This is a genomic window from Streptomyces sp. SX-6, assembly GCF_059089585.1.
In genome coordinates this window covers 1-5,261 of record NZ_JBTHHU010000068.1, presented here as the reverse complement: position 1 = coordinate 5,261, position 5,261 = coordinate 1, and the positions used below count along the sequence as shown (strand labels likewise).

Here is a 5,261-nt window from a genome sequence, read left to right as displayed (position 1 = left end):
CACCACCTCCGCCACCATCGGCAACGCCGTCAGGGAAACAACCCACGCCCTACAGCAACTTGACCACACCATCCCACCAGGCCTCATCAAAGCCACCACCGCACACGACCTCGCCCAGCTCACCGGACAAGCCGCCATCCCCACACCACACACGTGACCAGACCAGCACCTAATTAATCGACGCGCTCTTCTCACCGCTGACGTGCCGTCAGGCTGTACGCAGTCGGTCCGCGCCCGGCGACGAGAGCCTGGCCCGGGCCCCACCCGTCCCGTAGCCTGCCGCTTTTCACATGCACAACGACGATACGGGCGGCCGGCAGCGCACCCGCCACGTAAACCGCCCACCGCTGCCGCCCCACGCACGTGGGGAGTTCTGTTGAACCCTGCGCGGGCGAGGCCGGAGCGTCGTAGCGTCCGTGGGCATGAGTGAGTCTCCGGCGCCGATGGCGTGGCGGTTGTGCGGGAATCAGATCAAGCTGTGGCGTACGGGCGCGGGTGTGAGCCGCGAGGAGCTCGGCGGCGAGGCGGGGTACGCGGCCGAGACCGTCAAGGCGATGGAGTCGGGGCGACGACGGCCTACGCAGCGACTGCTTGACGTGGCGGATGAAATGTTCGGGGCGCAGGGGAAGTTGAAGGCAGCGCATCCGTTCCTGGAGCCGGAGCGGTTTGCCAGTTGGTCGCACGACTACATGGCCATCGAGGCCGAAGCGATTGCTCTGCACTGGTACGACGTGCTGTACATCCCAGGGCTGTTGCAGACCGAGGATTACGCTCGCGCGCTGATGTCCGATACGTGCCCACCAGCGAACGATGAAACCGTGGAACAGCGACTGGCGGCACGGCTGGAGCGGCAGGAACTGCTGAAGAAGCAAACCACGGTGTTCAACTTCGTGATCCATGAGGCCGGGTTGCGAACCCTGGTGGGCGGTGCTGCGGTGATGAAGGAGCAGCTCAACCACCTAGTAAGTGTTGGCGATTTGCGCAATGTGTGCATCCAGGTGCTGCCCATGGGGTCCGGTGTCCACCCCGGCCTTGGTGGTTCGTTCACTGTGCTGGAGACCTCGGATCACAGCCTCTACGGCTACCAGGAAGCCCAGTCGGCCAGCATGCTGTATGCGGATATTGAGAGGGTGAGTACGCTCGTGAAGCGGCACAGCGAAATCCGTATGCATGCACTCGGCGCTGTGGAATCTGCCCGATTCATCAAAAAGGTCGCAGGTGAGCTATGAACGCCCAACCGGTGTGGTTCAAGTCGAGCCACAGCGCGCAGGATGGTAGTCAGTGCGTCGAGGTCGCGCTTTCTTGGAGCAAGTCCAGCTACAGCGGCGGCGAGGGCAGCCAGTGCGTCGAAGTCGCAACACTTCCGCGCACCGTCCGCATCCGCGACTCCAAGCGCAAAAGCGGCCCCCAGCTCGCCATAGCGGCCAGCGCCTGGGCGGACTTCATATCCCTCACCACCGCACAGCCGTAAAGTCCACCGGCCGGGGCCGCAACCGCTGCGTACGCTCCGCCAACTGCCCCAGCCGCGCCGCCATTTCCGCCACTGGCAGTCGCAGCCGGTCGCCGTGCCCCGGCAGCACCCACTCGAAGCGCAGCAACGGCGCCGTCCGCGCGAGCGAAGCGCCCAGCACCTCGATCGAGTACCACGTCACGGACTCCGCGACCACCAAGTCGCCATCCGTGCGCGACCAGTAGAAGCTGTCGCCGGTGAAGCAGTACCGCTCGTCCGCGACGTACAGCACGCTGCCCTCCGTGTGCCCCGGCAGCGGGTACGCGATCACGCCGTCGGCGATCTGCGTCGGCTCCGTACCCCGCAGTACGTGGTCCGCGTCCGGGCGGGAGTCGAGGTCGCCCTCGTGGATCCACAGGCGGGCGCCGAAGCGGTCGGCGTACTGGCGGCCGTGGGCGACGTGGTCGCGGTGGGTGAGGAGGACGTCCGTGACGGGGCCGAGCGCTTCGTACCGGGCGGCAAGCCCCTCGCTCCAGCGCGGGGTGTCGATCATCATCTGCGTGCCCGAAGGGCGGCGCAGGAGATAGGAGTTGGCCCCCGCCGTGTGCGGGGAGTTGTGCCCGCATACGGACACGGTGGAGTCCAGGGTGAGGGGGAAGGGATCCCGGTCGGGGTCGAGCCGCCCGGCCGAGTCGCGGATGGAGCGCGTGTGGCAGGCGAGGGCGGCGGCGTACAACTGGTCTTCCTCCGCCTCGTTCTGCGGCTGCCGGAGGATCTCCGAGCGTCCGTCGGTCTCTTTGATGAGGTCGGGGGCCAGCTGACGGGCGACGTCGCAGTTGTTGCACCGGGAATCGACAAACCAGGTCATGGGTCATGGGTATCCCGGGCCGTCCGGAAAGAGGAAGGGGCGGCAGGGCTTGTTGTTTGCGGGAGGTGCCTATCCCAAAAATCGGGGGTAGGGGTAGCCCTACCCCGGTTGACCTGCTGCTCCCATGGGCGGCGAGCCCTCCGCTCCGTAGCGTTCAGTGAGTGATCGGCAAACTTGCAGTGCGCTCCCTGCGCCACCGTTTCGGCGGCTTCGTCGCCACCTTTATCGCGCTCGCTTTCGGCGCCACGCTGGTGATGGCGTGTGGCGGTCTGATGGAGACCGGCATCCGCAGTGACGTTCCGCCGGAGCGGTTCGCCGGGGCGCAGCTAGTCGTCACGGGCGACCGGTCGTACGGGCAGCCGGGGAAGAAGCACAAGCAGGTCACGCTGCCCGAACGGGTGCAACTTCCAGCCGAGTTGACGGACAAGGTCCGTGGCGTGGCGGGGGTGCGGGCGGCCGTGGGGGAGCGGAGCTTCGATGCCGCGGTGCTCGACGGCAGGAGCAAGGCGCTGGCGCACGGGTGGGAGTCGGCGGCGGTGACGCCGTACGCGCTTGTCGCGGGCGGGGAGCCGACGCGCCGTGGGGAGGTCGTGCTCGACGAAGGCATTGCCGGGCGGGCCCACGTGACGGCGGGTGGCACGGTGCGGATCGCGGTGCACGGGGAGTCGGCGGTCTACCGGGTGAGCGGGGTCGTCCGGCCCGCCGGGGCGGTGAAGGTGCCGCAGCCGACGCTGTTCTTCGGGACGGTGGACGCGGAGCGGCTGGCGCCGCATGCGGGCAGTGTGGCCGATATCGCGGTCATGCTCGAGCGCGGTGCGGATCTCGGTACCGTGCGCAAGGGGGTCGCTGCCGCGCTCAAGGGGCAGCCGGTGTCGTTGCTGACCGGTGGCGACCGGGGCGGTTCGGAGCGTCCCGACATGGTCCGGGGGGCCGACGACCTGATCGCGCTCGCCGGTGTCTTCGGCGGACTGGCCATCGCCATCGCGGTGTTCGTGGTGGCCGGTACGGTCGGGCTCGCGGCGCAGCAGCGGCGGCGTGAACTGGCCCTGCTGCGGGCGATCGGTACCGAGACCGGCCAGCTGCGGCGGATGCTGCTCGGCGAGACCCTGCTGATCATGCTGCTGGCGGCGGCTGCGGCCTGGCCGTTGGGGCCGCTGGCGGGGCGCTGGCTGTACGAGGAGCTCGTCGACGGCGGGATGCTGTCGGACGCGGTCGTCTACCGGCATGGTTGGATCCCGGCGATGCCGGCGTACGGTGCGCTGCTGTTGACCTCTGTGCTGGGCAGTCTGCTCGGGACGCGCCATGCGGTGAGCGCCAAGCCGGTCGAGGCGCTCGGTGAGGCTGCTGTCCAGCAGCGCTGGTTCAGCCCGCTGCGGCTGGTTCTCGGGCTGCTGTTCCTGGCGGGTGCTGCGGCGCTCGGCCTGGTCACCGCGCTGGTGCTGCGCGGGCCGATGGCGGCGAGCACGGCGGGGCCGACGGTGATGTGCTGCGCGATCGGGCTGGCCCTGCTGGGGCCGTGGTTCACCAAGCTGGTGATGCTGTTGGTGTACTGGCCCGTACGGCTGCTGACGGGTGCGTCCGGGCGGCTGGCGGCGCTCAACTGCCGTGCGAGCACGGTCAAGATGGCCGCGATCGCCAACCCGATCATGCTCGCGACGGCGATCTCCACGGGCATGATCTACCTCCAGACGACGGTGGCCGATGTGGCGGACCGGGCCTTCGAGGAGAGCCTGCGGGCCGATGCGGTGATCACGACGGTGGATGGCGGAGTGGGGCGGGGCCTGCTGGAGAGCGTGCGGCGGGTGCCGGGTGTCGCGGGGGCGAGTGCGTCTGTCACCGGGCGGGTGTGGACCGAGCGTCCGCACGACGGGGACGAGACCAAGAAGGGGCTTGCGCTCCAGGGGGTCAGCGCGGACGGTGCGGAGAAGACGCTCGCGACGAAGGTGACTGCGGGCAGCCTTGCCTCTCTCGACGGCAACACGCTTGCCCTGCCGGAGCGGATCGCGCACCGGATGCACCGGGGGATCGGTGACAGTGTGCGGCTGCGCATGGGGGACCGGGCGGTGGTGGACGTACGGATCGTGGCCCTGTTCACGGCGCGTGAGGGCTTCGAGACGGCGCTGACCAGTGCGGAGCTGCTGGCCGCGCATACGACGCGGGGTCTGCCGACGCAGATCCTGGTGCGGGCGGATGATGGTGTCGGCCGGGAGCGGCTGATGAGCTCGCTCGGGGCGATGGCCGCGCGGCATCCGGGAGTTGAGGTCCGTGGCCGGGACGCGGTGCTGGGCGATGCGGCCCGTAACACGCAGACCCAGGCGTGGGTCAACTACCTGATCGTCGGGATGCTCGTGGTGTACACCGCGCTGTCGGTGATCAACTCGACCGCGGTCGCGGTCGGGAACCGGCGCCGTGACTTCGCGCTGCAGCGGCTGACGGGGGCGACGCGGGCGCAGGTGATGCGGATGATGACCGTGGAGGGTGGGCTGGTGGCTGTTGTCGGGCTCGTGCTCGGTACGGCCGCGGCGGCGACGACGCTGGTGCCGTTCAGCATGGCGGTGGGCGGGGACGGGTTCCCGTCGGGTTCGCCGGTGATCTATGGGGTGGTCGTCGCCGGGGCGGTGGCGCTGACGCTCGGCTCGACGCTGGTCCCGACGTGGGTCGCGCTGCGGATGCGGCCGGTGGAGGCCGCGCGGGTGTGAAGGGTGCCCCGGTCCCGCCCTTTCACCGTTTCCTCCGGGGGCAAGCCCCCGGGCCCCCGGGCCCGCGCTCCGCGCGGTTGTCCGGGGGCTTCGCCCCCTGGTCCCCCGCAACGCGGCTCCGCCGCGTTGGTCCTCAATCGCCGGACGGGCTGGATTGTGCCGGGCCGCGCTGGAAGGTACCGGGGCCCGACATTCCAGCCCGTCCGGCGTTTGAGGACGAGCGGCGAAGCCGCGACAGGGGGTC

At 69.6% G+C, this 5,261-nt stretch carries 4 protein-coding genes; 3 read left to right on the top strand and 1 reads right to left on the bottom strand.

Translation table 11 applies throughout. The annotated features are described in order from the left end of the window. The first annotated feature begins 422 nt into the window (after positions 1–422). Positions 423–1,229: a helix-turn-helix domain-containing protein gene (locus tag ACV530_RS36380; protein WP_494337016.1), complete on the top strand. Its 807-nt coding sequence runs from the start codon at positions 423–425 to the stop codon at positions 1,227–1,229. Then, on the top strand, positions 1,226–1,471 hold the full coding sequence (locus ACV530_RS36375) for a DUF397 domain-containing protein (protein WP_494337015.1): 246 nt from the start codon (positions 1,226–1,228) through the stop codon (positions 1,469–1,471). Before ACV530_RS36380 ends, ACV530_RS36375 begins: the two co-directional genes overlap by 4 nt. Here ACV530_RS36375 and ACV530_RS36370 read toward each other — a convergent pair. Continuing rightward, positions 1,452–2,318 (bottom strand): MBL fold metallo-hydrolase, encoded by an 867-nt coding sequence (locus ACV530_RS36370; RefSeq protein ID WP_494337014.1) that lies wholly within the window; start codon positions 2,316–2,318, stop codon positions 1,452–1,454. The two genes, ACV530_RS36375 and ACV530_RS36370, sit on opposite strands and share 20 nt — an antisense overlap. Before the next feature lie 161 nt (positions 2,319–2,479). Between ACV530_RS36370 and ACV530_RS36365 the strand changes: the two genes are divergently transcribed. Next, positions 2,480–5,017 carry an ABC transporter permease gene (locus ACV530_RS36365; RefSeq protein ID WP_494337013.1) on the top strand — a complete coding sequence of 846 codons (2,538 nt, stop codon included), beginning with the start codon at positions 2,480–2,482 and terminating at the stop codon, positions 5,015–5,017. Positions 5,018–5,261: the final 244 nt, after the last annotated feature.

Excerpts from the sequence above, each read along its gene's own strand:
- ACV530_RS36380 (WP_494337016.1), top strand. The coding sequence starts at position 423 with ATGAGTGAGTCTCCGGCGCCGATGGCGTGGCGGTTGTGCGGGAATCAG.
- ACV530_RS36375 (WP_494337015.1), top strand. The coding sequence starts at position 1,226 with ATGAACGCCCAACCGGTGTGGTTCAAGTCGAGCCACAGCGCGCAGGAT.
- ACV530_RS36370 (WP_494337014.1), bottom strand. The coding sequence starts at position 2,318 with ATGACCTGGTTTGTCGATTCCCGGTGCAACAACTGCGACGTCGCCCGT.